The organism is Isoptericola sp. Y581 (assembly GCF_059445475.1).
The window spans coordinates 97,404-123,963 of sequence record NZ_JCAIUK010000008.1; the positions used below are offsets into that span (position 1 = coordinate 97,404).

At 73.3% G+C, this 26,560-nt stretch carries 29 protein-coding genes; 17 read left to right on the forward strand and 12 right to left on the reverse strand.

The window, feature by feature from the left end:
- The first annotated feature begins 75 nt into the window (after positions 1–75).
- Positions 76–354 carry a GlsB/YeaQ/YmgE family stress response membrane protein gene (locus AC1C2W_RS15975; protein WP_495390506.1) on the forward strand — a complete coding sequence of 93 codons (279 nt, stop codon included), beginning with the start codon at positions 76–78 and terminating at the stop codon, positions 352–354.
- 13 nt (positions 355–367) lie between these two features.
- Here AC1C2W_RS15975 and AC1C2W_RS15980 read toward each other — a convergent pair whose 3' ends face one another.
- Entirely contained in the window at positions 368–787 is a 420-nt protein-coding gene (locus AC1C2W_RS15980; RefSeq protein WP_495390507.1) for a transferase, read from the reverse strand.
- A 377-nt stretch (positions 788–1,164) separates the two neighbouring features.
- Positions 1,165–3,315 carry a bifunctional lysylphosphatidylglycerol flippase/synthetase MprF gene (locus AC1C2W_RS15985; protein WP_495413661.1) on the reverse strand — a complete coding sequence of 717 codons (2,151 nt, stop codon included), beginning with the start codon at positions 3,313–3,315 and terminating at the stop codon, positions 1,165–1,167.
- A 109-nt stretch (positions 3,316–3,424) separates the two neighbouring features.
- Between AC1C2W_RS15985 and AC1C2W_RS15990 the strand changes: the two genes are divergently transcribed.
- The 4 genes from AC1C2W_RS15990 (at position 3,425) to AC1C2W_RS16005 (ending at position 7,515) form a co-directional block, all read left to right on the forward strand.
- Positions 3,425–4,186: a GH25 family lysozyme gene (locus AC1C2W_RS15990; RefSeq protein WP_495390509.1), complete on the forward strand. Its 762-nt coding sequence runs from the start codon at positions 3,425–3,427 to the stop codon at positions 4,184–4,186.
- 124 nt (positions 4,187–4,310) lie between these two features.
- A complete protein-coding gene (locus AC1C2W_RS15995) occupies positions 4,311–5,492 on the forward strand; it encodes a VanZ family protein (protein WP_495390510.1) in 1,182 nt (393 codons plus the stop codon).
- Positions 5,493–5,502: 10 nt separating this feature from the next.
- Entirely contained in the window at positions 5,503–5,913 is a 411-nt protein-coding gene (locus tag AC1C2W_RS16000; RefSeq protein ID WP_495390511.1) for a nitroreductase/quinone reductase family protein, read from the forward strand.
- A 117-nt stretch (positions 5,914–6,030) separates the two neighbouring features.
- Positions 6,031–7,515 (forward strand): mannitol dehydrogenase family protein, encoded by a 1,485-nt coding sequence (locus AC1C2W_RS16005; RefSeq protein WP_495390512.1) that lies wholly within the window; start codon positions 6,031–6,033, stop codon positions 7,513–7,515.
- 85 nt (positions 7,516–7,600) lie between these two features.
- On the opposite strand, the gene AC1C2W_RS16010 is transcribed toward AC1C2W_RS16005, so the two are convergent.
- The gene (locus tag AC1C2W_RS16010) at positions 7,601–8,710 is read right to left on the reverse strand and encodes a YihY/virulence factor BrkB family protein (RefSeq protein ID WP_495413662.1); all 1,110 of its coding nucleotides are present in this window, start codon (positions 8,708–8,710) and stop codon (positions 7,601–7,603) included.
- A gap of 83 nt (positions 8,711–8,793) precedes the next feature.
- Positions 8,794–9,750: a sugar-binding transcriptional regulator gene (locus tag AC1C2W_RS16015; protein WP_495390514.1), complete on the reverse strand. Its 957-nt coding sequence runs from the start codon at positions 9,748–9,750 to the stop codon at positions 8,794–8,796.
- A gap of 261 nt (positions 9,751–10,011) precedes the next feature.
- On the opposite strand from AC1C2W_RS16015, the gene AC1C2W_RS16020 reads away from it, so the two are divergent.
- The 5 genes from AC1C2W_RS16020 to AC1C2W_RS16040 are packed head-to-tail and all read left to right on the forward strand — an operon-like array spanning position 10,012 to position 14,726.
- Positions 10,012–11,385, forward strand: a complete 1,374-nt coding sequence (locus AC1C2W_RS16020; protein ID WP_495413663.1) for an ABC transporter substrate-binding protein — start codon at positions 10,012–10,014, stop codon at positions 11,383–11,385.
- On the forward strand, positions 11,382–12,335 hold the full coding sequence (locus AC1C2W_RS16025; RefSeq protein ID WP_495413664.1) for a carbohydrate ABC transporter permease: 954 nt from the start codon (positions 11,382–11,384) through the stop codon (positions 12,333–12,335). Before AC1C2W_RS16020 ends, AC1C2W_RS16025 begins: the two co-directional genes overlap by 4 nt.
- Before the next feature lie 2 nt (positions 12,336–12,337).
- Entirely contained in the window at positions 12,338–13,216 is an 879-nt protein-coding gene (locus tag AC1C2W_RS16030) for a carbohydrate ABC transporter permease (protein WP_495390517.1), read from the forward strand.
- Between the two features lie 20 nt (positions 13,217–13,236).
- Positions 13,237–14,235 (forward strand): FUSC family protein, encoded by a 999-nt coding sequence (locus tag AC1C2W_RS16035; RefSeq protein WP_495390518.1) that lies wholly within the window; start codon positions 13,237–13,239, stop codon positions 14,233–14,235.
- A complete protein-coding gene (locus tag AC1C2W_RS16040) occupies positions 14,232–14,726 on the forward strand; it encodes a pyridoxamine 5'-phosphate oxidase family protein (protein WP_495390519.1) in 495 nt (164 codons plus the stop codon). Before AC1C2W_RS16035 ends, AC1C2W_RS16040 begins: the two co-directional genes overlap by 4 nt.
- Positions 14,727–14,746: 20 nt before the next feature.
- Here AC1C2W_RS16040 and AC1C2W_RS16045 read toward each other — a convergent pair whose 3' ends face one another.
- Positions 14,747–15,481: an RDD family protein gene (locus AC1C2W_RS16045; RefSeq protein ID WP_495413665.1), complete on the reverse strand. Its 735-nt coding sequence runs from the start codon at positions 15,479–15,481 to the stop codon at positions 14,747–14,749.
- Positions 15,482–15,536: 55 nt separating this feature from the next.
- Positions 15,537–16,826: a PEP/pyruvate-binding domain-containing protein gene (locus tag AC1C2W_RS16050; RefSeq protein ID WP_495413666.1), complete on the reverse strand. Its 1,290-nt coding sequence runs from the start codon at positions 16,824–16,826 to the stop codon at positions 15,537–15,539.
- A 193-nt stretch (positions 16,827–17,019) separates the two neighbouring features.
- On the opposite strand from AC1C2W_RS16050, the gene AC1C2W_RS16055 reads away from it, so the two are divergent.
- The 3 genes from AC1C2W_RS16055 (at position 17,020) to AC1C2W_RS16065 (ending at position 18,942) form a co-directional block, all read left to right on the forward strand.
- Positions 17,020–17,442 (forward strand): DNA-binding protein, encoded by a 423-nt coding sequence (locus AC1C2W_RS16055; RefSeq protein WP_495390522.1) that lies wholly within the window; start codon positions 17,020–17,022, stop codon positions 17,440–17,442.
- Positions 17,439–18,080, forward strand: coding sequence for a transcriptional regulator (locus tag AC1C2W_RS16060; protein ID WP_495413667.1), 642 nt, complete (start codon positions 17,439–17,441; stop codon positions 18,078–18,080). Before AC1C2W_RS16055 ends, AC1C2W_RS16060 begins: the two co-directional genes overlap by 4 nt.
- A gap of 79 nt (positions 18,081–18,159) precedes the next feature.
- Complete coding sequence (locus tag AC1C2W_RS16065; protein ID WP_495390524.1) at positions 18,160–18,942, forward strand: helix-turn-helix domain-containing protein; 783 nt, start codon at positions 18,160–18,162, stop codon at positions 18,940–18,942.
- Positions 18,943–19,012: 70 nt separating this feature from the next.
- Here AC1C2W_RS16065 and AC1C2W_RS16070 read toward each other — a convergent pair whose 3' ends face one another.
- Complete coding sequence (locus AC1C2W_RS16070) at positions 19,013–19,408, reverse strand: DUF1330 domain-containing protein (RefSeq protein ID WP_495413668.1); 396 nt, start codon at positions 19,406–19,408, stop codon at positions 19,013–19,015.
- A 66-nt stretch (positions 19,409–19,474) separates the two neighbouring features.
- Here AC1C2W_RS16070 and AC1C2W_RS16075 point away from each other — a divergent pair, with 66 nt between their 5' ends.
- Positions 19,475–20,305: an SDR family NAD(P)-dependent oxidoreductase gene (locus AC1C2W_RS16075; protein ID WP_495413669.1), complete on the forward strand. Its 831-nt coding sequence runs from the start codon at positions 19,475–19,477 to the stop codon at positions 20,303–20,305.
- Here the strand turns inward: AC1C2W_RS16075 and AC1C2W_RS16080 are convergent.
- Positions 20,247–20,624 carry a DMT family transporter gene (locus tag AC1C2W_RS16080; protein ID WP_495390527.1) on the reverse strand — a complete coding sequence of 126 codons (378 nt, stop codon included), beginning with the start codon at positions 20,622–20,624 and terminating at the stop codon, positions 20,247–20,249. The genes AC1C2W_RS16075 and AC1C2W_RS16080 overlap by 59 nt on opposite strands.
- A gap of 13 nt (positions 20,625–20,637) precedes the next feature.
- Positions 20,638–20,952, reverse strand: a complete 315-nt coding sequence (locus tag AC1C2W_RS16085; RefSeq protein ID WP_495413670.1) for a DMT family transporter — start codon at positions 20,950–20,952, stop codon at positions 20,638–20,640.
- Between the two features lie 92 nt (positions 20,953–21,044).
- Between AC1C2W_RS16085 and AC1C2W_RS16090 the strand changes: the two genes are divergently transcribed.
- Positions 21,045–21,620: a TetR/AcrR family transcriptional regulator gene (locus AC1C2W_RS16090; protein ID WP_495413671.1), complete on the forward strand. Its 576-nt coding sequence runs from the start codon at positions 21,045–21,047 to the stop codon at positions 21,618–21,620.
- Between the two features lie 7 nt (positions 21,621–21,627).
- Here AC1C2W_RS16090 and AC1C2W_RS16095 read toward each other — a convergent pair whose 3' ends face one another.
- Positions 21,628–22,602 carry an ArsR/SmtB family transcription factor gene (locus AC1C2W_RS16095; protein ID WP_495413672.1) on the reverse strand — a complete coding sequence of 325 codons (975 nt, stop codon included), beginning with the start codon at positions 22,600–22,602 and terminating at the stop codon, positions 21,628–21,630.
- Positions 22,603–22,715: 113 nt separating this feature from the next.
- Between AC1C2W_RS16095 and AC1C2W_RS16100 the strand changes: the two genes are divergently transcribed.
- Positions 22,716–23,987, forward strand: coding sequence for an MFS transporter (locus tag AC1C2W_RS16100; RefSeq protein WP_495413673.1), 1,272 nt, complete (start codon positions 22,716–22,718; stop codon positions 23,985–23,987).
- A 52-nt stretch (positions 23,988–24,039) separates the two neighbouring features.
- Here the strand turns inward: AC1C2W_RS16100 and AC1C2W_RS16105 are convergent, their stop codons facing one another.
- Positions 24,040–24,450, reverse strand: coding sequence for a GntR family transcriptional regulator (locus AC1C2W_RS16105; protein ID WP_495390532.1), 411 nt, complete (start codon positions 24,448–24,450; stop codon positions 24,040–24,042).
- Positions 24,447–25,391, reverse strand: a complete 945-nt coding sequence (locus tag AC1C2W_RS16110) for a hypothetical protein (RefSeq protein WP_495413674.1) — start codon at positions 25,389–25,391, stop codon at positions 24,447–24,449. Before AC1C2W_RS16110 ends, AC1C2W_RS16105 begins: the two co-directional genes overlap by 4 nt.
- Positions 25,392–25,506: 115 nt before the next feature.
- Here AC1C2W_RS16110 and AC1C2W_RS16115 point away from each other — a divergent pair, with 115 nt between their 5' ends.
- Complete coding sequence (locus AC1C2W_RS16115) at positions 25,507–26,493, forward strand: CorA family divalent cation transporter (RefSeq protein WP_495390534.1); 987 nt, start codon at positions 25,507–25,509, stop codon at positions 26,491–26,493.
- The last annotated feature ends 67 nt before the right edge of the window (positions 26,494–26,560 follow it).

Below are 26,560 nucleotides of genomic sequence, written 5' to 3' on the forward strand. Positions count from 1 at the left end.
GGGCGGGCACGCAGGAGTGGCCGTAGGTTCGAGGCGGACGCGGCGCGCGTCCGTCCTTAAGAAAGGAGCAGCACCGTGACCATCTCCGGCATCATCACCGCGATCATCGTCGGCGCCATCATCGGGGCCCTCGGGCGGCTGTTCGCGCGCGGGAAGCAGAACATCTCGATCATCGCGACCATCCTCGTGGGGATCGTCGCGGCACTGCTGGGCACGTGGATCGCGGACCTGATCGGCGTGAACGACACAGACGGGTTCGACTGGTGGGAGCTGCTCTTCCAGATCGTCCTGGCCGTGATCGGCGTGTCGATCGTCGCCGGGATGGGGGGCCGCAACAAGCCGCGGCAGCCCTGACACCAGTCGGGGCCTATGCGGCGGTGCCGAAGTCCTTGCGGCGCCGGGTGCCCTGCGCGACGGCGCCGTCGGGGACGATCGCGTCCTGCGGAACCATCGTGCCGGCGGGGACGCGGCTGTCGGCGCCGAGCCGGGCACCGGAGCCGATGCGGGCGTCGTCGCCGACCACGCTGCGCACGCCGACGTGCACGTTCTCGTCCACGCGCGCGCCGCGCCCGACGACGGCGTCCACGTCCACCCAGCTGAAGCTGCCGACGCGGGCGTGCGCGCCCACGCGGGCACCGGCCTCGACGTAGGCGCCGGCCTTGATGGTGGCGTCGGGGTGGACGCTCGCGTGGGGCGAGACATAGCCCTCGCCGTTGTCATGCCGGAGGTAGCGGGTGAACCGCCCCGGCTCGTACTCGATCTCGACCTTTCGGGGGATGCGTCGCAACGGTGCTCCTCGTTCGTCGTGCTAGGGGTCTTGTGACATAACGCGCAAGGGGGCCGGGGTGTTCCCGAACGATGGCCCCGGGCACTTCGACGAGCCGTGCGGGGAAGAGGCATCTTCGACAGATCGGGCCGGTCGCCGGGTGGGCGACCGGCCCGCGACGGGTCGGGTTAGCGCTTACGCGCCTTGACGTCCGTCTCGGCAGTCCTCTCGCGCTTCTGCGCGCGTTTCTCCTTCAGACTGAGCGACGGTTGCTTCTTCGAGCTCTTGGCCACGTGAGTTCACCTCCACTCGCCTCCAGGTGGGTCGTGAACCGGGCACCATAGCAACTTCCGGGCGACGATGGGCGATCCCCGCGTCTCCGCAGGTCCGAGGCTGCCTCAGCCGCGGGACGACCGGGACGACCGGGCGGAGCGGGCCGCTGCCACCAGCTCGCGGGCGCGGGCGTCGGGCAGGTAGCACCGCACCAGCGCGAGGCCGACGAGCGGCAGCGTCGCCGGCTCGGTCACGACCAGGTAGAGCGGCACGTTCCGCGGCTGGAACTTCAGCTTGAAGCGGTGCAGCGACTCGAACCCGTACAAGGGCTCGAGCCGCTCCGCGAGGCGGTCGAGGACCGCGTCGAGACCCGCGGGGGAGGGCTCGTCCCCGCGCGCGAGCGGGCTGCCGGACAGGGAGGCCACCTGGATCCCCTCGTCCCGGAACTCCGTGAGGGCGGACCCGATGAGCAGCTCCATCGTGTAGCGGAACGAGTCGGGCGCGCGCCGCATGACGTCGAGGGTCCAGGCCGCGACCTCGCCGCCGGGCGCGTGCACGGGCAGCCAGCTCGTCACCCCGTGCACCCGCCCCTCGCCGTCGACCGCGAGGCCCACCCGCACCTCCGGGTCGAGGGCCTCGCGGACCCCGCCGAGCGTGAAGGCCATCTCCGGCAGGTCGCTGTCGCCCAGCCAGGCCTTGGAGATCGCCTGCACCTGCGCGAGCGTCTCGGGCGGCTCGTCGGCCAGCCGCACCAGCCGGTGCTCGACGCCGTGCTTGGTGGCCTGGTTGAGCGCCGTGCGCACGTCCTGCCACTTCTTGCCCCGGAACTCCAGCCCCGGCAGTTCGATCACGGCCTCCTGGGCCACGGGCACCAGCGTCCAGCCGCGCGCCCGCCCGATCGACGCGACCTCCTCGCTCGCGGAGACGAAGCACGACCCGGACCCAGCCGCCGTCGCGGACTCGACGAAGGCGTCCACCAGCTCCGCGCGGCCGCCGGGGCCGTCGCCGACCGGGTCCGTGAGGACGACGACGACGCCGGCGTGGGCCTGGTAGGCGACGTACCCGTCGCGGCCCTCGGGCGTCCAGCGCTCGCTGCCGTCCCAGGTCGTCATCCAGGACAGCCGTTGGCTCGCCCCGAGGCGCCGGAGCGCGGCCCGCGCGTCGTCCTGGTCGAGGTAGGCCGCGGCCGGCGGCCGCGCGTGGCGGCGGGCGCGGAACGACGACCGGCGCACGACGAGCAGGGTCAGCGCGCCGGCGTCGAGCAGCAGCATGAGCACGTACAGCGGCTCGACGCGGTCGGCCGCGGCGGTGGTCACGACGAGCAGCGCCTCGGAGACCGCGCCGAGCACGGTGAGCACCACCGCCACGAGCCACCAGGCGCGCCGGCCGCGCAGTAGCCCGACGGCCAGCACCAGGTCGATGACGACCACGAGGATGCCGGTCGGCCAGTCGTCGCCCGCCATGGCGCCGAGCGGGCCGACCGTGGGCCCGGCGGCGAAGCTCGTGAGCATCACCAGCAGGGCCGAGATCGCGAAGTACCCGGCGGCCGCCCCCCGGTCCCGCTGCATGCGCCCGGCGCGGGTGCGGCGGCCCAGTCTCGCGCCCAGCAGTGGGCGGGCGATCACGAGCCCGGCCACCCAGCCGACGAGGTGCTCGACGTCCGCGATCCCGCCCTGGGCCACGAGGAGGATCAGCACATAGGCCGCGATCAGGGCGCTCACGCGGAACCGCCACGGGGGCGCCAGGCTCAGCACCGCCACGGTCACGGCTCCGACGACGCCCGCGCTGAACCCGACGTCGCGCACCCCGGCCAGGCGGTCCGCCCAGCCCCAGTCGGTGCGGGCGAGGAGCGCGATCCCGCCCGCCGTCCCGACCACGCCCACGAGCTGGCAGGTGACCGTCGCGATGACCGCGCGCCGGGTCCCCAGCCGATGCTCCGCCCAGCCGACGAACACGAGGAACACCCCGGCGACGGACAGGTAGCCCCGGGGATCGAGGGCGAAGAGCGAGCCCGTGACGGGAGTCCACCAGCGGCCCTCGGCGAAGGCTGGGGCGCCGAAGGCGACGTTCTGGAACCACGAGTGGTCCGCGAACGGCGACCACAGCGCGCCCGTGACGACGCCGAGGACGAGCACCACCCCGATGACGCCGAGCGTGAACGGGATCCGGGCCGCCGTCCGGAGCAGGCGTGTCGGTGTCGAGGCGGCCGGGCGTGGGGCCGCGGGTTCACCGGCGGCGTCGGAACTGGTGGCGTCGGAACTGGTGGCGTCGGACACGTAGCTCCCCTGCTCGGATGGGTGCATCATCCCGTGGCCGGCGCCACGGCGCCCGTCCGGCCGGCACCCTGGTTGGCCGCGCACGGTGCCGATCCGGGAGGATCGGCGGGTGAGTGTCGCGAGGACCGGCAGACGCCGGCTGAGATGGGGCCTGGGCATCGCCGGCGGCGTGGTCGTGCTGCTCGCGCTGCTCGCCGTGCTGGTGTGGAACGGGGTGCTGTGGCCCAACCGGTTCGCGGCGGACCGGTACGCCGTGCGCGGCGTCGACGTGTCGGCCTACCAGGGGGAGATCGACTGGCCGGTGCTCGCCGACCAGGACGTCGACTTCGCGTTCATCAAGGCCACAGAGGGGTCGAGTCACGTGGACGAGCGGTTCGCCGCCAGCTGGGACGCTGCCCGTGACACCGACCTCCTGGTGGGTGCCTACCACTTCCTCAGCTTCGAGAGCCCCGGCGCCGACCAGGCGCGGCACATGATCGACACCGTGCCCGCCGCCGCCGGCTCGCTCCCGCCCGTGGTCGACGTCGAGCTGTACGCAGAGTTCGTCGCCGACCCGCCGTCGGGCGACGAGCTGCGCGGCATCCTCGACCCGATGCTCGCCGCCCTCGAGGAGCACTACGGGGTGGCCCCGATCATCTACACCACCCAGCAGATCCGGGCCGACTACCTCGGTGATGACTACGACGACTTCCCCCTGTGGATCCGCTCGGTCGCCAGAAGCCCCGAGCTGCCGCGGCGGGACTGGGAGTTCTGGCAGTACTCCGACCGCGACACCCTGCCGGGGTACGACGGCGAGGAGGACCACATCGACATGAACGTCTTCGACGGCACCCTCGACGACCTGCGCGCGATGACCCTCCCCGCCGGCTGAGCTCGTCGAGCTCGTCGAGCTCGTCGGTCGAGCCTGTCGAGACCACGACTCGGTCTCGACAGGCTCAGCCAGCGAGCGGTGGCTCGACAGGGGTGATCATCGCTGCGGCGACTAACGTCGCTGCGTGCAGCAATGGACCTGGCAGGCAATGATCGGCGTGACCTTCGGGGTGCTCGTGTTCTTCGGGGTGCTGATCCCGGTGCTCCTGATGCAGCAACGTCGGTACGGGCGGCTCGACGCGCGGCGGGTGCTGGGGGCGGCGGCGCTCGCGGTGTACGTCGTGACCCTGGTCGCGTACACACTGCTGCCGCTGCCGTTGGGCGACCTCGCGCAGTGGTGCGCCGCCCACGGCGTGGCCGGCGCCGAGCTGGCGCCGCTGCACTCGCTCGACGACATCCGTCGGGACACGGCGGGGCTCGGCACGCTCGCGACCCTGCGCAGCACGGCCGTCCTGCAGGTGGCGTTCAACGTGCTGCTGTTCGTGCCGTGGGGCGTGCTGGCTCGGCGCTACCTCGGCTGGGGCGTGCTCGCCTCCACGGTGTCGGCGCTGCTCGTGTCGGCGGCGGTCGAGAGCGTGCAGTTCACCGGCGTCCTCGGCCTGATCCCCTGCTCCTATCGCGTCGCCGACGTGGACGACGTGCTGGCCAACACCCTCGGCGGCCTGCTCGGCGCGCTCGTGGCGCCGGTCGTGCTGCGCTGGATGCCGCAGGCGCGGGAACTGGCGGCGGCACGCCTGGATCCCCGGCCGGTGACGTTCTGGCGCAGGGTCCTCGGGATGGCGGCCGACCTGGCGGCGGCGACCGTCCTGGGGGTGGCGCTGCAGCTCGCGTGGCGGGTGGGGCTCCTCGTCTCCGGCCGGGACCTCCCGTCGACCACCACCTGGGCCGACGCGCTGCTCGTCACGGTGCTGCCGGTCGTGTTCGTCTTCGGGCTGCCGCCATGGTTCGGGTCGGGGGCGTCGCTCGGTCAGCGGGCGGTGTGGCTGGAGCCCCGCTGGCCCGACGGCGACGGGAAGCTCGCGCGCGGCTCGCGGGGGCAACGCGTCGCCCGCGGGTACGCGCTGCTCGGGCTGTACGGGCTGCTGGGGATCGTCGAGGCCGTGCCCCCCGGCGACGCCTCGAACGCGTGGGCGGGCACGCTGCAGCACGCGGTGGCCCTCGCCGCGCTGGTCGGCGTGCTGGCGACCCGCGACCGGCGCGGGCTGTCCTGTGCGCTGACCGGCGCACGGCTGGTGGACTTCCGGACGGGTGACGGTGGTGTGCGGCAGACCGGCACGGCGCCCGCCGTGGGAAGAGCGGCCGGGTGATACTGCCCGGATGGCCGACTGGAATCAGCAGATCATCGAAGAGTTCCGCGCGAACGACGGGTCCGTCACAACCATGGGGATCGGGCGCAGGCTGGTGCTGCTGCACCACCGGGGCGCGCGCTCGGGTACCGAGCGCGTAGTCCCCCTCGGGGCGATCCGTGACGACGAGAAGTCATGGCTCATCGCGGCCTCCGCGGCGGGCAGCCCCGCGAACCCCGCGTGGTACCACAACCTCCTGGCCCACCCCGAGGTGAGCATCGAAACCCCGGACGACGGCGTCGTCGAGGTGCGCGCCGATGAGCTCCTGGACGACGCCCGGGACGAGGCCTGGGCCCGGTTCAAGGCGATGTCCGACGGCATCGCAGGGTACGAGCGCAAGACGTCGCGGGTCATCCCGGTGGTGCGCCTCACGCGTCGCTGAGCCGGCTCGCCTGGACGCACCTCCGACGGCGCGTGCTCATCTGTGCCGTTCAATGTGCTCGTCTGTGCTCGTTTGCTACGTTGGGGTTCCCGCACCTCGACCGAGCAAGGACGCACCATGACTGCACTCAGTGCCGACACCGTGGCCTCCCTGGCGGACGGCGACCTGCCGCTCGCCGTGCCGGCGTACGACCGCTCGCGGCTGCGCGCCGGGATCGTCCACCTCGGGGTGGGCGGGTTCCACCGCGCGCACCAGGCCATGTACCTGGACCGGCTGATGAGCCGGGGCGAGGCATTCGACTGGGCGATCTGCGGCGTCGGGGTGCTGCCGCACGACGCCCGCATGCGCGACGCCCTCACCACCCAGGACGGCCTGTACACGCTGGTGCTCAAGCACCCGGACGGCACGCTGGAGGGGCGCGTCATCGGGTCGATCGTCGAGTTCCTGCTCGCCCCCGACGACCCGGAGGCGGTGCTGGAGAAGATGGCGTCGCCGGAGATCCGCATCGTCTCGCTCACCGTCACCGAGGGCGGCTACAACGTGAACCCGGTGACGGGGGAGTTCGACGCTGCCGACCCGGCCGTGCAGGCGGACCTGCAGCCCGGCGCCGTGCCCGCCACGACGTTCGGGCTGGTCACCGAGGCGCTGCGCCGTCGTCGTGACCGCGGGATCACGCCGTTCACGGTGCAGAGCTGCGACAACATCCAGGGCAACGGCGATGTCGCGCACCGCATGTTCGCGGCCTTCGCCCGGCTCAAGGACGCCGACCTGGCCGCCTGGATCGAGGAGCACGTGCCGTTCCCCAACTCGATGGTGGACCGCATCACGCCGGTGACCACGGACGAGGACCGTGCCATGGTCGCCGAGCGCTTCGGCGTCGACGACGCGTGGCCCGTGGTCGCCGAGCCGTTCACGCAGTGGGTGATCGAGGACCGCTTCGTCGGCGGGCGGCCGCGCTGGGAGACCGTCGGCGCGCAGCTGGTGGACGATGTCGAGCCGTACGAACTGATGAAGCTGCGCCTGCTCAACTGCAGCCACCAGGCCCTGTGCTACCTCGGCTACCTGGCCGGCTACCGGTACGCGCACGAGGTCTGCGCCGACGACACGTTCGTGCGGTTCCTGCGCGACTACATGGCGCGCGAGGGCGAGCCGACGCTGAAGCCCGTGCCCGGCGTGGACCTCGAGGAGTACGAGGCCACGCTGATCGAGCGGTTCGCGAACCCGCACGTCCGCGACACCCTGGCCCGGCTGTGCGCCGAGTCGTCCGACCGGATCCCGAAGTGGCTGGTGCCCGTGGTGCGGGCCAACCTCGCCTCGGGCGGCGAGATCCACCGCTCGGCCGCCGTCATCGCGGCCTGGGCGCGGTACGACGAGGCCGTCGACGAGCAGGGCGAGCCGATCGAGATCGTCGACCGTCTCGCCGACCGGCTGAAGACCGCCGCGGCCCGCCAGGGCGACGACCCGCTCGCCTTCGTCCGCGACGAGGAGCTCTTCGGCGACCTGGCGTCCGAGCCGCGGTTCGTGGCGGCGTACACCGCGGCACTCGACTCCCTGCACACGCTGGGCGCGCGGGCGACGGTGGAGGCGCTCGTCGCCGGCTGAGCTTGTCGAACCCACGACTCGTCGGTCGAGCCTGTCGAGACCACGACTCGGTTTCGACAGGCTCAACCAGCGGATCTCGACAGGCTCAACCAGCGTTGCCGCGGGCGGCCGCCTCCCGCACGGCCCGCGCGTCGGCGACGGCATCGGCGCGCTTGGCGGCCTTCTTGTCGCTGGCGCGGGTGTCGCGCGGCGGGAGCTGGACCTGTTCCTCGGCCGCGATGCCGTCGTTGAGCTCGCGGCTGCGTTCGATCTCGGCGTCGAGCTCCGCCCCGAACAGCAGCACGAGGTTGGTGATCCACAGCCACAGCAGGAAGACGATGACGCCCGCGAGGATGCCGTACGAGCCGTAGTCCCCGAATCGGCCGACGTAGAACCCGAACGCCGCCGACGCGATCGCCCACACGACGATCGCGACCACCGCGCCGGCGCTGATCCAGCGGAACCGCGGGTGCTTCACGTTGGGCGTGAAGTGATAGAGCATCGCGATCACGATCACCACGAGAATCAGCGCGACGGGCCACTTGGCGATGTTCCAGACGGTGATCGCGACGTCGCCCAGCCCGACCGCCTCGCCGACGGACCGGGCGATCGGCCCGGAGAGCACGAGGCTGGCGACGACGAGCGCCACCAGGACCACGACGACGAGCGTCAGGGCGAGCATCGCCGGCCGTAGCTTCCAGATCGGGCGACCCTCCGCGATGCCGTACACGCGGTTCATGGCCCGGCCGAAGGCGCCCACGTACCCGGAGGCCGACCACAGCGCCAGCACGAGGCCGACGACGAGCGCGACGCCCGCGCCGGTGGAGTTCGCGGCCGTGTCGACCAGGGGCTCGACGATCGCGACCATGTCCGCAGGCAGGAAGTCCTCGACCATGGTCATCACCGAGTCGATGGCCTTCTCGGCGTCGCCCACCAGGCCGAGGATCGACACGAGCGCCAGCAGCGCCGGGGCCGAGGCCAGGACGGCGTAGTACGTCAGCCCGGCCGCGAGGTCGGTGCACTGGTCGGCTCCGAACTCGCGCAGGGTGGCCTTGAGCGCCCGGCCCCCCGAGGGTCGGGGCGCGTCCGCGGGGGCGCGCGGCGTGTCGGGGACGTCGGTGCCGCGCTGGTCGCCGGGCCGGTCGCCGGGCCGGTCGCCGGGCCGGTTGTCGGGCAGGTCGTCGGGCCTGGAGCGATGCTCGCCGGTCTCGGTCATGGTGGCCTCCCTTGCTCACCCTCAGGCTCGGCGCAGCCGCGGGTGCCCGCAACGCGAACGACGGGAGCGACCTGGGACAACGCTCAGTCGGCCGTGCGGTCCGCCTCGGTCGCGAGGCGTTCCATCTCGAGGGCCGCCGCCTCGTCGCACACGAGCACGGTGGCGATGCCGCCCAGCACCGCGCCGCGCAGGCCGGCCCCGGCCTGCGCGCCGTAGCCCACGGCCACCACCTCGGGCGTGCGTACCAGCTGGTCGAGGCTGACGCCGACGACGCGGCTGTCGAGCGGCGTCACGACGCGCCTGCCCTCGGCGTCGAAGAGGCGCCCCGAGCACTCGGCGACGGCGCCGCCGGCGGCCGCCGCGCGCCGCTCGTCGCCCGTGACCTGGGGGTACACGGTGGAGCCGGTGTCGGTCCAGGCGCCGACGGCGATCACCGCGAGGTCGAGCGCGTCGGCGCGGTCGAGCGCCGCCGCGATCTCCGGCTGCCGCCGCATGCCGGCGGCGGTGGCCGGGTCGCTGACCAGCAGCGGCGACCACACCGGCCACGTGCGCACGCCGGGCATGGCGCGGAAGGTCTGGATCAGCCCGAGCGAGTCGCCGGCGCCGCTCACCGGCAGCGCCCCGACGAGCTGGACGACGTCGCACGGAGGCAGCGTGCCGAGGTGGTGCACGGCCTCCTCGATGGTGCGCGACCAGGAGACGCCGATCGTCGTGCCCGGGCGGGCGCGCTCGCCGAGCACCGTACCGAGGGCCTGGGCCACGGCCGCCCGCGCGGTGTCGAGCCCGGTCCCGGACGGCACGACCACCACCTGTCGGGCGCCGAGCCGCTCGGCGAGGCGGGCGGCTCGGTCGCCGTCCAGGTGGGCGGGCGGTGAGATCTCGATGCGCACGACGCCGGTCTCCCGCGCCTCGGTCAGGAGGCGTGCCACCTGGAACCGCGAGATGTCGTGCTGCTGGGCGATCTCCACCTTGGAGCGGCCGTCGATGTAGTAGTCGCGGCTCACCTCCACCAGGAGCCGGGCGTGCTCGGCGTCGGTCACGGAACCACCCTTCTGATCGCTGGTTGAGCTTGTCGAAACCGGATCGCTGGTTGAGCTTGTCGAAACCCGATCGCTGGTTGTGCTTGTCGAAACCCGGTTCGCGGTCTCGACAGGCTCGACCGACGTGTGAGCGCCAAGGCCTTGCTCACCTGAGCATAACGAACTACTGTCCAGACAGATGAGCGCAGCGCCGCATCTCATCTGTGCGCCAGGCTCTCGAACGGACCACTGCTCGAACCGACCAGCGACGTGAGGACAGCGATGTTCGGATCACGAACCCGGCGCAGATCCCTGGCCGCTGCGGTGAGCGCCGCCGCCATCGGGCTCGGCCTGACGGCGTGCGCCGGCGCCGGCGCCACAGGCGGGGGAGACGGCGAGCAGATCGTCGTCGCCATCGTGTCCAACCCCCAGATGCAGGATGCGATCTCGCTGCAGGACGAGTTCCGCGCCGAGCACCCCGGCATCGACGTGCGGTTCGTGAGCCTGCCGGAGAACGAGGCCCGCGCGAAGATCACCGCGTCCGTGGCCACCGGCGGCGGCGAGTTCGACGTCGTGATGATCTCCAACTACGAGACGCCGATGTGGGCCGAGAACGGCTGGATCGAGAACCTGCAGCCGTACGCCGACGCCACGGAGGGCTACGACCCCGACGACTTCGTGCCCAGCGTGCGCGAGGCGCTGTCGGTGGACGGCGACCTGTACTCGGTGCCCTTCTACGGGGAGTCGTCGTTCCTCGCGTACCGCAAGGACCTCTTCGAGCAGCAGGGCCTGACCATGCCCGACCGACCCACCTGGGACGACGTGCGCGAGCTGTCGGCGGAGCTGAACGACCCGGCCCAGGACTTCTCAGGCATCTGCCTGCGCGGCCTGGCCGGCTGGGGCGAGGTGATGGCGCCGCTGACCACCGTGATGAACACGTTCGGCGGCCAGTGGTTCGACGAGGACTGGAACGCCCGGCTCGACTCGCCCGAGGTGAAGGAGGCCGTGCAGACCTACGTCGACACGGTGCGCGAGAACGGGCAGCCCGGCGCCGCGACGTCGGGCTTCGGCGACTGCCTCACCCGCTTCGCCCAGGGCAACGCCGCCATGTGGTACGACGCGACCTCGATGGTCTCTTCCATCGAGGACCCGGCGTCGTCGACCGTGGCGGGCAAGACCGGGTACGTGCCCGCGCCGGTCGAGAAGACCGACGCCGCCGGCTGGCTGTACTCGTGGTCGCTCGCGATCCCGTCCACCAGCGAGCACAAGGACGCGGCCTGGGACTTCGTCTCCTGGATGACCGACAAGGACTACATCAAGCTGGTCGGCGAGCAGCTCTCCTGGGAGCGGGTGCCGCCCGGCAGCCGGCTGTCGACATACGAGATCCCGGAGTACGCGGAGGTCTCCGAGGCGTACGCCGACGCCACCCTGACGGCCATGAACGAGGCCACGCAGGACGCCACCATGGTGCAGCCCGTCCCGTACCCGGGCATCCAGTTCGTCGGGATCCCGGAGTTCCAGGACCTCGGCACCCGGGTGGGCCAGCAGATCTCGGCCGCCGTCGCCGGTCAGAAGACGGTGGACGCGGCGCTCGAGGAGTCCCAGCGCTACGCCGAGACCGTCGCCGAGACCTACCGAGAGAGGGGCGAGCGATGACCGCCGTCACCGCGCAGGCCGGGAGCCTCCGCCGCGCCCAGGCCCAGCGGGCCGCGCGGTCCGACAAGCACCGGTACTCGCGCGCCGAGCGCTGGCGCCGCCGTGGGCCGCTGCTGCCCGCGCTGATCTTCACGATCGTCGTCACGCAGATCCCGTTCCTCGTGACGATCTGGTACTCGCTGCGCTCGCGGAACCTGTTGAACCCGGAGTCCGACCAGTTCGTCGGGCTCGCCAACTACGCGGACATCGCCCGCGACTCGGTGTTCCGCCAGACGGCGCTCAACTCGGTGGTCATCACCCTCGGGTGCGTGCTCGTCGCGATGGTCCTGGGGATCGTGCTGGCGATCCTGCTCGACCGCCCGTTCCGCGGCCGCGGGGTGGCCCGCACGCTGCTCATCACGCCGTTCCTCATCATGCCGGTCGCGACCTCGGTGCTGTGGTCGATGGCGATGCTCAACCCCACGTACGGGCTGGTCAACTGGACGCTCGGGCTGGTGGGTATCGACCCGGTGGACTGGACCTCGACGTACCCGATCGTCGCGATCCTCATGGCCCTCGTGTGGCAGTGGACGCCGTTCATGATGCTGCTCGTGCTCGCCGGGCTGCAGGCCCAGCCGAAGGACGTGCTCGAGGCCGCCGCGATGGACGGCGCCGGGTGGTGGCGCACGTTCGGCTCGATCACGCTGCCGCAGCTGCGCCGGTACATCGAGCTGGGCGTGCTGCTCGGGATCATCTACGTGGTCAACACGTTCGACCAGATCTACCTGATGACCGCCGGCGGCCCCGGGACGGCGAGCGCCAACCTGCCGTTCTACATCTACCAGCGCGCCTTCCTCGGCTTCGACGTCGGGCAGGCCGCCGCGATGGGCGTGGTCGTCGTCATCGCCACGATCATCGTCGCCTCCCTCGCGCTGCGCCTCATCTTCCGCAGCTTCGACGTCAAGGAGTGAGCATGACCGCCACCGAAACGGCCACGCGCACACCCGCCCCGCGTCCCTTGCCCGCGCGCACCGAGCGCCGGCGCGGACGCGTCACCGGCGGCCTGCTCACGACGGTCACCTGGATCCTCGCGCTCGGGTTCTTCTTCCCCGTCCTGTGGATGGCGACGACGGCCTTCAAGCAGGAGAGCCAGGCGTCGTCGAGCCCGCCCACCTGGTTCTTCAGCCCGACGCTCGACCAGTTCCGGGCGGTGATCGGCGAGTCCGGCACCTATGTCGCGAACTCGGCGATCGCGACCGGGGTGTCGACGGTCCTCGTGCTGATCCTCGGCATCCCCGCCGCGTACGCGCTGTCGATCCGGCCGGTGGAGAAGGTCAGCGACGTGCTGTTCTTCTTCATCTCCACCAAGATGCTGCCGGTCGTGGCCGTCATCGTGCCGATCTACGTCATCGCCGGGCAGCTCAAGGTGCTCGACAACATCTGGACCCTCGTCGTGCTGTACACGGCGATGAACCTGCCCATCGCGGTGTGGATGATGCGCTCGTTCTTCCAGGAGATCCCGGCCGAGGTGCTCGAGGCCGCCGCCGTCGACGGCGCGGGGCTGATGAAGACCCTGCGCTCCGTGCTCATCCCGATGGTCGCGCCCGGCATCGCCGCGACGGCGCTCATCTGCGTGATCTTCGCGTGGAACGAGTTCTTCTTCGCGCTCAACCTCACCGCGTCGCAGGCTGCCACCGTGCCGATCTTCATCGTGTCGACGATGACGAGCGAGGGGCTGTTCCTCGCGCGGCTGTGCGCCGCGGCGCTGCTCGCATCGCTGCCGGTGATCCTCGCCGGCTGGATCGCGCAGAAGCAGCTGGTGCGCGGCCTGTCGATGGGCGCGATCAAGTAGGGCCAGGCACCCTGGGGTACATGGCACCACCGGCACCTGTGGCCCACCCGTCCCGGCGCCGGCTCCTCGCGGCGGCGCTGGCTGCCGTCGCTCCGGCCGTGGTGCTGGTCGTGGCCGCACCGTCGTTCGTGCTGCCGTACTACCTCGGGATGCTGCCGGCGACGACCGCCGCGCTCGCCTCGCCCCGGCGGCCGTGGGCGGTCGCGACGGTGACCGGGCTCCTGGCACTGGTGGCGCCGCTGGCGGGCCGGCAGGTGTGGACGGCGACGCTCCTCGTCGTGCTCGTCTCGGCGGCCCTGGGCCTCGCGTCCCGCCGGGGTTGGACGGCGGGCGGACCGCCGGCCGCGACGACGGCCGCCATCCTCACGGTCTCGCCCGTGGCGGTCGGGGCCGCCGACCCGCGCACGCTCGCCGGGTCGTGGCCGGTGGCGCTCACCGTGCTCGCGGGCGGGCTGTGGACGGCGCTGCTGGTCGCGGTCCTCACCCGTGACGCCCGCCGCCGGAGCGAGGTGCCGGCGACCGCGCCGGAGACCGCGTTCTACACGGGTGCCCTCGTGCTGCTGACCGGGGTCGGCACCTGGTGGGCGATGACCTACTACCCGGACACGCACTCGTGGTGGCTCCTGCTCACCTTCTACGTCGTCCTGGTGCCGCGCACGGGCGAGATCTCGTCGCGGGCCCTCGCCCGCGCGGGCGGCACCGTGCTCGGCGGGCTCGTCGCCGCCGGCCTCGCGGAGATCGCCCCGCCCCATGCCGTGGTCATGACGCTGGTCGTCGTCGGAGGCGTCGCGACCGTGGTCGCCTACCTGGTCGCGCCGATGTGGGTGTTCGCGGCGCTGCTCACCGTGACGGTGATCGCCGTCGCTCCCGGCGGGCCGGCCGTCGCCGGCGTGGGCGAGCGCGTGCTGCTCACCGTCGTCGGCGCCGGGGCGGCGGCGGGCGTGCTGATACTGGTGCGCGCCGTCCGCGATCGCTGGGGCGACGAGTTCCGTCGCCCCAGCCGGTCTGCCACGACATGACCAACACCGGAACCCTGGACGCACGCTTCAGCGAGGCCGCGGAGCCGACGCCGTGGCGGGAGGTCGAGGCCGCGCTGACGGCCGCGACCCTCTACCGGCTCACGACCGTGCGGGCGGACGGTCGCCCGCACGTCACGCCCCTCGTGGGGCTGTGGACCGACGACGGCTTCGTGTTCTGCACGGGCCCCGACGAGCAGAAGGCCCGCAACCTGGCCGCCGGCCCGCACGTGGCGGTGACCATCGGGTCGGAGGCGTGGGACGACGGGCTCGACGTCGTCGTCGAGGGCTCCGCCGTGCGGGTCACCGGCGAGGCGGAGCTGCGGCGCCTTGCCGACGCGTTCCGTGCCAAGTACGGCGACGCCTGGGACTTCGAGAACGACGACGAGTCGTTCGACCCGCGCGGCCAGCGGGCGCTGGTCTTCCGCGTCGTCGCCGACAAGGTCCTCGCGTTCGCCAAGTCCCCGCACGGGCAGACGTCGTTCCGTCCCTGATCTCCCGCGACCCCGCGGGGTCAGTGCGCGGTCGTCCAGGGCGCGGCCGACGCGACGTCGGCGCGGGGAATGGACCACCAGGGGGCGTCCGCACGGGAGGCATCGGCCAGGCCGTGGGCCACGCCCATGGTGACGGCCGCGGCGCACAGCACGAGCGCGACGGCGCCCGTCAGGCGGCGGGGCCAGCGCAGCCACGGCGCCCGCACGTCGCGGGCGGCGCGGAGGCGTGCGACGCCGGGGTGCGGCTCGGGTGTCGTCGTGCGCACGGCGACGGTGCCGAGCAGGGAGTCGGCGAAGGTGCGGCCGTCGCGGCGGAAGGCGGAGCGCATGTAGCCGATGAGGAAGATCGCGTCGAGCACGTGCGCGAACCAGCGCTGCACGGTACCGGACAGCCCGATGGGCCGGCCGGAACCGTCGTCGACCACCGCGACGTGCGCCACCCGCTTGCCCGGCGTCATGCCGGTGTAGGCCTGGAGGACGCCGAGCGCCAGCAGGGTCCCGGCCGTCCACGCCGCACCGCCGCTCCCGCCGGTCCCGCCGGGTTTGCCCAGGCCGGGCAGCGCGGCGAGCGTCGGCCCCGCCCCCGTCGCGAGGAAGACCACCGCCGCCACGAGCGCGGAGTCGAGCAGCGTCGCGAGAACGCGGAGCCCCCACGGTGCGCACGGCCGCTCGTCGGTGAAAGGCCCGATCGCGTCGTCGACGGCAGCCCGGGGCCCGGCCAGGCCCGCCGAAGGGCGCGGTCCGGTCGGGGTCATGGCCGGATGCTCCCACGCCGTGGACGGCGCGTCCACGGGCGGCCTGGGGCTGGCGTCAGTCGTGACCTGGGGCGACGTCCACCGTGCCGGCGTCGCCATCCACGGTGACGGTGCCGGCGTCGCGCAGGGCCTCGCTCGCGGCGGGCACGCCGAGCACCGCCGGCAGCCGCAGCTCGCGCGCGACGATCGCCGCGTGCGAGAGCAGCCCGCCCGTCTCGGTGACGACCGCCGCCACGATGCCGAACAGGGGCGTCCACGCCGGGTCCGTCTCCCGGCACACGAGCACGTCGCCCGGGCGGACGGCGGTGAAGTCGTCAGGGCCACGCACCACCCGGGTGGGCCCGCTGGCCCGTCCGCCGCTGCCCGCCGTCCCCGTGAGGACCCCCCGAGTGTTGTGAGCGCGCGTTTGGCCCACCTCGGTGCTCGAAACAGGGTCATCCGCGTGCTCACAGCGGGGGGCGGGGAGGGCGGCCGTCACCGGGCGGGCCTGGAGCAGCCACACCGTGCCGTCGTCGTCCACCGCCCACTCCACGTCCTGCGGGCCGCCGAGCAGGTGTGCCACGCTCTCGCCGAGCGCGGCGAGGCGGAGCGCGGTGGCGTCGTCAAGGCAGGGGTGGTCCTGATCGGGGGTGTGGACCTCGCGGGTGGTGGTGCCGGTGAGCATGCGGTGGGCCACGTCATGGGCGGAGCGGTCGACCCGGGTGCGCTTGGACCTCGTGCGGCGGTCGGCGATCTGGCCGTCGACGACGGTGAACCGGTCGGGGTCGACGGCGCCCTGCACCACGCTCTCGCCGAGCCCCCACGACGCCTCGATCACGGTGCGCCCGTCGCCGGTGAACAGCACGCCGGCGGCGCGGGCGTCGACCAGGCGCTGCACCAGCACCGTGACTCCCGGCCCATCGAACGGCTCGTCGGACGGCTCGTCGGACGGCTCGTCGGACAGCCCGCCGGGCGGTGCACCGGCGCCGGGCTGTCGCGTCGCGGAGCGGTAGGCGACGGCGCGCCGCCCGGAGGCCGAGGCGCGGCAGGCGCGTACCGCGGCGACGACGGCGTCCGCCCCGACCACCCCGAGCACGCTGTCGTACTGCCCCGCCGCCGAGGCCGCCGGACCGTCCTCGTCGGCCGCCGACGACCGCACCGCCAGGGCCGCGTCGGCGGGTGCGCCGGTGCCCGTCAGCTCGTCGAGCCCGGCGAGGACCGCCGCGGCCAGGTCTTCGTCGACGACCGCGGCGGGCACGACGAAGCCGTCCGGCACGGGAAGCCCGAGCCGCCGCAGGCGCGCGAGCGTCGCGGCCTTGCCGCCGTGCGCCGCGGTGGCGGCGTCCAGGGGAACTGTCAGGGTCACGCTCCACCTCCGTCCCCGTGCGTCATCCATGAGCCCTGCGTCGACGACGTTCCCGGACGGAGGTCGAGGGCCGGGCGCCCACCTTTGTCCCCGTGCGTCGCCTTCCGCCGCCCGGAGAGTGACGTGCGGGGACGAAGGCTATCGTCATCAACAGCACGTTGACAACGGGATGTTGATGGTGCACGGTCGCGGGATGGATCGCAACCCCCACGACGCCGACCACGCCACGGACCAGCACGCGGCGGACGCCGAGGCCCGGGGCCGCCGCACCCTCCTCGACCTGGGCGCGGACGCGCTGAAGCCGCGCCCGTGGCAGCCGGCGTCCGTGCCACCGTCCGCGACGGACCTCGTGCGCCACTACCTGTGGCGCTCCGCCCGCGGCGAGCTCACCCCCGAGCAGGACGCCGCGGGTGCGCTCGCCGCGCTCGCCCTGGTCCCGGCGGCGCGCGCCGAGGCCGACCAGCTCGAGACGGCGGCGCTGTTCTCCGCGCGGGCGGCCGGTCACACCTGGGGGCGGATGGCCGCGGCGATGCGGCTCGGCTCGCCCCAGGCGGTACAGCAGCGCCTCGACCGGCTGGTCGCACGGTCGGGGGAGCGGTCGGGGGAGTCGTCGTGAGCGCCGCCTCGGAGCCCGGGCTGCTCGTGCTGCACGCCGTGCGCGTGCTCGGCACGGCGGACGACGCGGCCGCGGCCGCGCGTTACGGTCTGGACGTCCGCGTCGTACGAGAGACCCTGCTGGACCTCGAGGCCTACGGTCACGTGACCTGGGCGGAGTTCGCCGGGTCGGGCGGCTGGTCGCTCACCGAGCGCGGCCGAGCCGAGGACGGGCGCCTCGTCGCGGCCGAGCTGGCGGGCGACCCGACCGGGCGCGCCACCACCGTCGTTCGCGAGGTGCTCGACCCCTTCGACCCGCTCAACGGCCGCCTGCGGCAGGCGTGCACCGACTGGCAGCTGCGACCCGGTCCCGCGGGCCGGCTCGACGTCAACGACCACGGCGACGCCGTTTGGGACGGGCGGGTGCTCGACGAGCTGGCCGACGTCGTCGACGGGGTGCGGCCGCTGCTCGCGCGGCTTGCCGCCGTCCTCGACCGGTTCGCCGGCTACGACGAGCGGCTCGACGACGCGCTGGCCGCGGCGATGGGTGGTGACGGCTCGCGGGTGGCCGGGGTCGGCGCGCGGTCCGTGCACGGGGTGTGGATGGAGCTGCACGAGGACCTGCTCGCCACGGCGGGGGTGTCGCGCGGCCGGACGTGACCGCTCGGTACGTCCGCAGGACTGCCTCGAACATCGGTCGCGCCGTAGAGGCGGGACGCGGGCTCCCTACACTCCGGGCATGACCTCACCGGTGCCGTTCCCGTCGGTCGGCAGCGAGCTGCGCCGTTGGCGCGAGCTGCGATCCCTCAGCCAGCTCGCGCTCGCCACCCAGGCGGAGGTGAGCACCCGGCACCTGAGCTTCGTCGAGAACGGACGGTCCCGGCCGACGCCCGAGATGATCGTCCGGCTGGCCGGGGCGATGCAGGTGCCCTCGGGCGAGCAGAACCGACTTCTGCTGGCCGGGGGTTTCGCTCCTCGCTACCCGCACCGGGCCACCGACGACGAGGCTCTCGCGCCGGTGATGGCCGGGCTGCGGTCCCTGTTGGACGCCCACAGGCCGTACCCGGCCCTGCTCCTCGACGACCACTGGGACGTCGTGGACGCCAACGAGCCCGTCGATGCGCTGGTCGCCGGCTGTGACCCGCGTCTGCTGGAGCCGCCGCTGAACGTGATCCGGCTCTGCCTGCACCCGCGAGGCCTCGCGCCGCGCATCCGCAACCTGCCCACTTGGCGCGCGCACCTGCTGCACCAGCTCGAGCAGCGCATCGCCCATACCGGCGGGGACCCGGACCTGGTCGAGCTCCAGGACGAGGTCACCGCCTACCCCTCGGGCGGAGGGCCACCCGCCCGACCGTCGGTCGACCCCGTCGTCCCGCTGGAGATCGAGGGAAGCGACGAGGTGCTCCGCCTCTTCAGCGTGGCCAGCCGGATCGAGAGCGCCTCCGACGTCACCCTCGGTGGCCTCCATCTCGAGACCTTCCTGCCCGCCGACGACCGCACCCGGCAGCTGCTGGGTCGGTGACGGGACGCGGATCGACGCCGGTGCGCCCGCCCACCGAATTCGCCGAGCACCCGGCCCGGCGCGGCCTTGGTCAGGCCAGGGCGGCCCGCATCGCCTCCGCGGCGCCGGTCGGGTCATAGCTCGCCGGGACGCCCTCGACCATGATGATGTCGCCCTCGATGTGATCCGAGCGCAGCGGTGCGATCTCCTGGTACGCCGGTGAGGCCCACCAGTCGCGTGCTTCGTCGATCCCCGGGAAGCCGATCATCACCACGTGTCCGGGCCAGCCGCCCTCCTTGACCTCATGCTGCGTCGCGTGGACGAGGAAGCGGCCGCCGTGCGGCGCGAAGGTCCCGGCGATCCTCTCCATGTACTCGGCGATCTCCGGGTGCGGAGCAGCTTCGTACAGATGCGCGATCACGTAGGCAGCCATGGCGACGTCCCTCCCTCTCGTGGAGCCGCCCAGGTGAATGGCGGCGAGGCCCACGCTGCCCGACGTGAGGCGGTCGTGCCATGACTTGCGAGGTCATGCGCACGATCGGCCACTACGATCGTGAGAGCTCGCGGCCGCCGTGCCGCCGGGCCGATCCCGTCCCCCGAGGAGGCCACCACCATGCCGAGCGTGCCGAGCTCCACCCGCGTCGCCGTCGTCACCGGAGCCAGCAGCGGGATCGGGGCGGCCAGCGCCCGGGCGCTGGCCGGGAGCGGGTTCGACGTCGTGCTGGGTGCGCGGCGTCTCGACCGCCTGGAGCAGGTGGCGGCCGAGGTCGGCGGCGCCGCGATCGCGCTCGACGTCACGGACGACGCGTCAGTCGAGGCGTTCGCGCGGGCGGTCGACGAGCGGTTCGGACGCTGCGACCTCCTGGTCAACAACGCGGGCGGCGCGCTGGGCTCGGACTCCGTGGCGGACGCCGACCTCGCCGACTGGCAGCGCATGTACGACATCAACGTGCTCGGCACCGTGCGCGTCACGAAGGCGCTGCTGCCGAGCCTGATCGCCAGCGGCGACGGCCAGGTCATCACCATCGGCTCCATCGCGGGCCGCGAGCCCTACAAGGGCGGCGCCGGCTACAACGCGGCCAAGCACGCCGAGGCGGCGCTCACGCGGGTGCTGCGCCTCGAGCTGCTGGGCCAGCCGGTGCGGGTCAGCGAGATCGACCCCGGCATGGTGCACACCGACTTCTCGCTCGTGCGCTTCAAGGGCGACCAGGAGCGGGCCGACGCCGTCTACGCGGGCGTCGAGCCGCTCACGGCCGACGACGTCGCCGACACCGTGGCGTGGATCGCCACCCGGCCGTCACACGTCAACGTGGACCAGGTGCTGCTCATGCCGCGGGACCAGGCCGCGGCGCAGGTGGTGCACCGTCGCGAGGCGCGTCCCTGACGACCTTGAGCCCGATGGCGCACACGATGATCCCCGCGAGGAACAGGATCTTGAGGAGCGTGACGGCCTCGGTGCCGCTGAACATCGCCCAGGCGACGGTCAGCGCCGCGCCGATGCCGGTCCAGATCGCGTAGGCCGTGCTGATCGGGATCTGCTTGGCGGCGTAGCCGAGGCCGAGCATGCTCAGGGCCAGCGCCACCACGAAGAGCGCCGTGGCCCCGGGGTTCGAGAACCCGTCGGACGCGCCGAGCGCCGTGGCCCAGACGGCCTCCAGCACGGCGCTGACCAGCAGAATCGCCCATGCCGTCCGAGCTGTCATCCGAGCTGCCATCTCAGCTCACCACCTTGAGTCCGACGACGCACCCGACCAGGCCGGCCAGGAGCAGGGCCCGGGCGACGGACAGTCGCTCCTCGCCCCGGGCGATCGCGACGACGACCGTCAGCACGGCGCCGACGCCCACCCATACCGCGTAGGCAGTGCCGACGGGGATGGTCAGCATCGCGTGCGCCAGCCCCCACATGCTCAGGGCCAGCGCGACCAGGAAGACGACGGTCGGCACCACGCGCTTGAAGCCTCTGGACGCGCTCAGGGCCGTGGCCCAGACGGCTTCGAGGACGCCGGCGGCGATCAGGATCAGCCAGTCCATTCCTGCTCATCTCCCTTCGACGGTCGTCTTCGCACGAGCGTGCGATGATGAACTTTCTAACACACTTCGCACGACTGTGCGAACATGGCGGGGTGCCGCAACGACTCGACAGGGACGAACGCCAGCGCCGGGTGTCCGAGGCCGCGTGGCGCGTCCTCGTGCGCGATGGTCTCGAGGCGCTGTCCGTCCGCAACGTCGCCGCCGAGGCCGGCCTGCCGCAGAGCTCGCTGCGCTACACCTTCCCCACCGTGGCGAGCGTGCGCGAGCGCGCGGTGGCGCTGGTCCTCGAACGCCTGGAGGAACGGGTCGACGCCGTCGACCTCGACAGCGCCGGCGGGCCGCGCGCGCTGCTCGCCCAGCTGCTGCCCCTCGACGCCGAGCGGCGCATCGAGATGGAGGCCTACCTCGCCCTCGGCACCGCGGCCATGACAGACCCGGCCCTGCGCGCCGGGCACCGCGACACCCAGGACGCGATCCGCGGGGTGTGCGCGCGGGCGCTCGCCGCGCTCACCGGCCGTGCCGCGACCGACCTCGAGGTGCGCGGGCTGCACGCCCTCGTCGACGGGCTGGCGCTGCACGTGGTGCGGCAGGACCCGGGCGACGACCCCGGATGGGCGCTCGACGTGCTCGACGCGCACCTGGCGCGTGTCGTCGTCGTCCCGCGCTGAGCCCGCGTCAGGTCGTCGAGCCGCCCACCAGCGCGTCGCCCACCTCGGAGCGCAGGTAGAGCACGGACCGGCCGGCGCGCGCGGAGGTGAGCAGGCCCGCGTCGCGCAGCACGCGCAGGTGCTGGTTGACGGCGCTGGTGGTCACGTCCAGGCGCCGGGCCAGCTCGGTGGACGACGCGGGGTGCTCGAGGGTCGTGAGCAGCCCCGCCCGCGCCCGGCCCAGCACGGCCACGAGCGCCGCGTCCGCCACGTGCCGCTCCGCCTGCCACAGCGTGCCTTTGCCGCGCGCACCGTACATGATCATCGGCGGCTCGTCGGCGGAGATGGGGGCGGACGCGCCACTGGTGAACAGCGTGGGCACCAGCGTCAGGCCCTCGCCGGTCGTGGCCCGTCGCAGATCCTTCGTCGAGCTCCCGAGCCGCGCGCTCACCACGCCGTCGGCGAAGGACACGCGGGGCGAGAGGTCGGCGAACATCGCGCCCGCGCCGTGCGCGGAGATCACCGCGCCGCGGTGCACGACATCGGCCTGGAGCACGGCGCGCATCCGCGGCCAGTACGGCGCGAAGCACGCGTCCCAGTAGGCGGTCAGCGCATCGAGCAGCCGTCGCCGCACGCGGGGGAGCAGGTCGCGGAGCGGAGCGGGGCGGCCGCCAGGGTTCAGGGCGGCGAGCTCGCGGGCGACGACGTCGTCCGCGGTCGCGGCGACGACGGCCAGCTCGTCGTCGATCCGGGTGAGCGGACTGCGCGGGCGCGGGGTGAGGAAGTCCGGCGTCCACAGCACCTCGTTGGTCAGCGCGAGCAGCATCTCGCCGTCGAGACGCGAGCGGGCCTCCTGGGTGTGCCGCAACCACGGCAGGTGGAGCGGGTAGCGGCCCGGTTCGCGCCAGGTGCGCAGCGACAGGACCAGCTCGTTCAGCGGGGAGACGGCGAACCGCACGTCGGCGAGGTCCATACCCGCCAGCTCGTAGCGCATCCATCCCATCAGCGCGTCCGTCCCCGTCGTTCGTGCCGCCGCTCGTCCCAACCCGTGAGCATAGGTGAAGGGCAGCGCTACATCCTTTCGTGCCGGGCGCCGGGGCATCGCCTACTGGTGCCGTGATCCAGACCCTCTTCCCACGGGACCCCGTGGCCCGCGCCCTGACGTTCTCGACCATGGCCTTCGCCACCTCGACCGGCGTCTTCTACACGGTGTCGGTCCTGTACTTCACGCGCGTGATCGGGCTGTCGGCCGGCACGGTCGGGCTCGGCCTGGGGATCGCGGGCGGGGCGGGCGTGGTCGGGTCGTTCCTCGCGGGGCGCTGGTCGGACCGGCGCGGCGCGCACCGGGTCCAGGTGTGGGGCCTGGTGGCGCAGGCGGTGGCGCTCGCGGCGTACTCGTTCAGCGCCGACGCCGTGACCTTCACCGCGGTCGCGGTCGTCGTCAGCGCGGGCCGCGGCGTGCAGGCCACCGCGCGGCAGGCGCTGCTCGCCCGCTGGTTCACCGGTCCCGAACGCGTCGAGGTACGCGCGCGGCTGCGGGTCGTGACGAACGTCCTCATCGGGCTGGGCACGCTCGCCGCAGCGGTTGCCCTCCTGCTCGACACCGCCGCGGCGTACCGCACCGCGATGGTCGCGACGGCGGTGCTGCTGCTGCTCGCGGTCGTCCCGCTGGTACTTCTGCCGCGCCGGGTGCCAGACCTGGCCGCGCGGCTGCTCGCCGACGCTCCCGCCCCCACGCCCGGCGCCGACCCGGCGCCCGCGACCGTCGCCCCGCACCCGCTGCGCGACCGGACGTACGTGGCGAGCGTCGTCCTGAACGCCGTCGTGGCCATGCAGTTCGGCGTCATGACCGTGGGCGTGCCGCTGTGGGTCGCGACCACCGACGCCCCCACCGCCGTCGTGTCCGCGCTGCTGGTGGTCAACACCGCGATGGTGGCGCTGCTGCAGGTGCGGGCGTCGCGGGGCACGCACGACGTGCGGGGCGCGGGCCGGGCCGTGCGCCGCGGGGCCGTGCTGCTCGCGGCGGCGTGCGTGCTGTACGCGGCGGCCGGGCACGGGAGCCTCGTGGCGGCGACGGCTCTGCTGGTGCTCGCCGCCGTCGCGCACTCGCTCGGCGAGGTCATGTCCGAGGCGGGCGGCTGGGGGATGGCGTTCGAGCTCGCCGACCCGCGTCGTACCGGCGCCTACCAGGGCCTGTCGCAGACCGGCTACGCCCTGGCGGGGATGGCCGCGCCGGTGGTCGTCACCGCGCTGCCCATCCGGTTCGGCACGCCCGGCTGGCTCGTGCTGGGGGCGATCTTCGTCGCGGCGGGCGTGGGCGCCGCGGCCGTGGCGCGGCGCGCCGCGGACGCCCGGCCGGTCGAGGAGGCAGTTCAGGTCGGCAGTTGAGGCGCAGGTCGGCAGTTCGAACTGCCGACCTGAACCCGAACTGCCGACGTGATCACGTCCTGACGGCCCTGCTTGCCAGCGACGAGGAGGGCGCCCGTGACAGCACCAGCTCCGCTGCGATGGCGTCGCGGACCTGGGTGTCCGTCAGGCCGTGGTCGCGCGCCAGCTGGACGAAGCGGCGCGCGGCACCGGTGACGGCGGAACGGTCGAGAGCTGCCGGGGGAGCGGTGACGAGCGTGCCGACCCGGCGGCGCGAGCGCACCAGCCCGGTCGCCTCCAGGTCGCGATAGCTCCGGGACACCGTGCCCGGGGCGATGCCGAGGTCGTTGGCGAGCGCACGGACCGTCGGGAGGCGTTCGCCGTCGGCCAGGGTCCCCGCGGTGATGAGCGCGGCGAGCTGGGAGCGGAGCTGCTCGTAGTGCGGCACCGTCGACGTCGTGTCCACCCCGACGGTGAGCGTCATGACCGTGCCCCCTCGGCCGAGGGGCGTGTCGTCGCCGTCGGCATCGGGTCGCGAACGGGCCATGCTGCCGCCAGCACCGTGCCGAGGCCGACGGCGACGGCGATCCAGAGGGTGATGTCACCGATGACGACGAAGCCCGGCGCGGGGGGTCCGGACGTCCCGTCGACGCCGGGGCTGCCGAGCCCGAGCATGCGCAGCGACAGCCCGGCCAGGCCGAGGACGCCCGCGAGCGCGAGGCCGAGGACGAGCTGCGCCACCCGGGCGCCACGACGTGCCATCCGCCGTCGGAGCCACATGTCCCACGTCTCGTCGACGTCCCAGACGGCAGGCCGTAGGGCCACGAGCCGGAGGACCGCCTCCGTCAGCGCCGCAGCGACGAGCGCCGCCACGAGGATCGGGACGGTCCAGAGCCAACCGGGGAACGGGCCCACAGTGTGCACGATCCGGCCCGCCTCGATGCGCGAGATGGTGCGGGGCCCGGACGCGGCGAGGCCGAGGACGACCGTGACGACGGCGAGCGCGCCCACCACGATCCACACGCGTCGTCGTGCCCAGGTCGCGACGACGTCCGATGTCGTCCGGGTGACCAGGCGTGCCTGCCGGCTCTCGCCGCGGGGCCTCGGCCACGTGAGCTCTCCGACGGCGCTGACGCCGAGGAACCCCCAGAGGCCGAGCAGCGAGAGGACGGCGATGGTGCGCGTCGGGATCTGCACCGGCAGGAGGACGACGGCCCACAGCACCGGGGCGGCGAACCCGACGGCGAGGAGGGCGAAGGCCGTCGCACTGGTGAGGGTCGCGTGCCGCACGGCGCGGATCCCGGCCGCAGTCGGTGCAGTCGTCCGACGGCCGTCCCACCAGAGCAGGGCAGCTGCGGCGAGGGCCGCCGCGGCGAGCAGCGCCCCCGGCGAGAGGGGGGATCCCCCGATGACGATCCAGTTCACGGACGGCTCCGTTCGGGCGTATGTCTGACTATTGATCATGAACTATGAACTTTAAACCGAGCCTCGTCAAGAGGTCCACCGCGCAGACCTGTCCTGTTCGCCCGAGAATGCGGGAGTGACGGACGACGAGACCTCAGGAACCGGATCCGCGGAGTGGTTCGTCGGGACGCACGGCCCGCCGGTCGACGCCGCCGACGACGCGCACGCCGCGCGCTGGGTGCACGCGACGGACAAGCGGGCGTTCCTCGACGCGGCCGCGGCGATCGACCCGGCGCTGCACGAGCGTCTCAGCGGGGTGCACGCCATCGCGCGGGAGCTGCCGCGGCGCCCGACGGCCGCGGTGCGGTGGCTCGACGACGACTGGGTGGCCGTCGTCACCCCGACCGTGTGGTTCACGGAGGACGACCGCCAGGCGCACACGGGCGAGCTCGGCATCCTCGCCGGGCCGGACGCGGTGCTGACGTACGAGGCCGGCGGCGCGAGGGTGCACGAGCGGGCGCTCGAGCGGCTGCGCGGTGCGGGCTCGACGCACGGCGAGGGGGCGCAGCGGATCGCGCTGGCCATCGTGCTCGGCCTGGTGGGGGAGGCGTCGGACGTCGAGGTGGAGCTCGGGGACGCGGTGGCGGACACGGAGCGGATCGTCTTCGATCCCGACGTGGAGGACCCGGTGCAGCGGATCTACGACCTCAAGCGCGAGATCACTGAGGCGCGACGGGCGCTGCTGCCGATCGCAGCGGAGCTGCCGGAGCTTACCGACACGAGCGACTCCCATCGCGTCGTCGCGGACGGGCGCTCGCTGGATCGCGTCGCGTCGACCGTCGAACGGGTCGACCGCCACCTCGACGCCCACGACGACCTGCTCTCCGACATGCTGCAGGTACACCTGTCGCAGGTGTCCGTGCGGCAGAACGAGGACATGCGGAAGATCTCCGCCTGGGCGGCGATCCTGGTGTATCCCACCGTGGTGGCCGGCATCTACGGCATGAACTTCACGCACATGCCCGAGCAGCACTGGCTGCTCGGTTACCCGTTCGCGCTGGCGCTCATGGTGGTGGGCTGCGTGGTGCTGTATCGCGTCTTCCGGCGCGTGGGGTGGCTGTGACGCCGCGGCTGCCGTCTCGCGGTCCGGTCGAGGTCAGGGCCCTCCGCTAACCTGTGCGCTCCAGGCG

Bases quoted from the DNA above. Each gene is read 5' to 3' on its own strand.
- AC1C2W_RS16010 (WP_495413662.1), bottom strand. From the start codon at position 8,710: ATGACCGAGACCGGCGAGCATCGCTCCAGGCCCGACGACCTGCCCGAC.
- AC1C2W_RS16000 (WP_495390511.1), top strand. From the start codon at position 5,503: ATGGCCGACTGGAATCAGCAGATCATCGAAGAGTTCCGCGCGAACGAC.
- AC1C2W_RS16095 (WP_495413672.1), bottom strand. From the start codon at position 22,602: ATGGGATGGATGCGCTACGAGCTGGCGGGTATGGACCTCGCCGACGTG.
- AC1C2W_RS16040 (WP_495390519.1), top strand. From the start codon at position 14,232: ATGACCAACACCGGAACCCTGGACGCACGCTTCAGCGAGGCCGCGGAG.
- AC1C2W_RS16025 (WP_495413664.1), top strand. From the start codon at position 11,382: ATGACCGCCGTCACCGCGCAGGCCGGGAGCCTCCGCCGCGCCCAGGCC.
- AC1C2W_RS16020 (WP_495413663.1), top strand. From the start codon at position 10,012: ATGTTCGGATCACGAACCCGGCGCAGATCCCTGGCCGCTGCGGTGAGC.
- AC1C2W_RS16065 (WP_495390524.1), top strand. From the start codon at position 18,160: ATGACCTCACCGGTGCCGTTCCCGTCGGTCGGCAGCGAGCTGCGCCGT.
- AC1C2W_RS16045 (WP_495413665.1), bottom strand. From the start codon at position 15,481: ATGACCCCGACCGGACCGCGCCCTTCGGCGGGCCTGGCCGGGCCCCGG.
- AC1C2W_RS16035 (WP_495390518.1), top strand. From the start codon at position 13,237: ATGGCACCACCGGCACCTGTGGCCCACCCGTCCCGGCGCCGGCTCCTC.
- AC1C2W_RS16080 (WP_495390527.1), bottom strand. From the start codon at position 20,624: ATGACAGCTCGGACGGCATGGGCGATTCTGCTGGTCAGCGCCGTGCTG.
- AC1C2W_RS16085 (WP_495413670.1), bottom strand. From the start codon at position 20,952: ATGGACTGGCTGATCCTGATCGCCGCCGGCGTCCTCGAAGCCGTCTGG.
- AC1C2W_RS16005 (WP_495390512.1), top strand. From the start codon at position 6,031: ATGACTGCACTCAGTGCCGACACCGTGGCCTCCCTGGCGGACGGCGAC.
- AC1C2W_RS16055 (WP_495390522.1), top strand. From the start codon at position 17,020: ATGGATCGCAACCCCCACGACGCCGACCACGCCACGGACCAGCACGCG.
- AC1C2W_RS16030 (WP_495390517.1), top strand. From the start codon at position 12,338: ATGACCGCCACCGAAACGGCCACGCGCACACCCGCCCCGCGTCCCTTG.
- AC1C2W_RS16105 (WP_495390532.1), bottom strand. From the start codon at position 24,450: ATGACGCTCACCGTCGGGGTGGACACGACGTCGACGGTGCCGCACTAC.